This is a genomic window from Methylobacterium sp. WL18 (assembly GCF_008040015.1).
GTDB lineage: Bacteria > Pseudomonadota > Alphaproteobacteria > Rhizobiales > Beijerinckiaceae > Methylobacterium > Methylobacterium mesophilicum.
Genome location: NZ_VRVD01001341.1, coordinates 1 through 441 on the forward strand (window position 1 = coordinate 1; position 441 = coordinate 441).

Genomic DNA, 441 nt, shown 5'->3' on the forward strand with positions numbered 1-441 from the left:
CCGAACCCCTCTGGTACCGGCACGGGCTGGTGCCGGGGCGCGGCCTGGTCTTCAAGGGGCAGGTCGTCGCCCAGGGGCAGACGGAAGGCGCCCTCGCCCAGGTGCTGTTCCGGGACCCGCGCGGGACCCCGCTGCCGCCCCCCTACCCCGGGACCCTGGCGACCGTGACGATCCCGGCCTTCATCGACATCCCGGTTCACCGCGCGGCCTACCGCTTCACCCTGAAGGTCACGCCGCCGCCCTGGGCGGCCACGCTGGAGATCGGCTTCGCCACCTGGGAGGCGAGCGCGTCGCTCGCCCTGACCGCCGCGCCCGACGTGTTCCTGGACGACGATCTCCGCCTGGCGAACCTCGTGGACGACGGCGATCCGGGGGCCGAGACCGTCCTGGCCCGCCGCGGCCTCGATCCGCTCCCAGCTCGACCCCGCCCGGCTCGGACAG

The 441-nt window shown here is 75.1% G+C and carries 1 pseudogene; it reads left to right on the forward strand.

Going from position 1 to position 441, the window contains the following annotated elements:
- Nucleotides 1–441 (forward strand): annotated as a pseudogene (locus FV228_RS33690) (hypothetical protein); the annotation flags it as partial.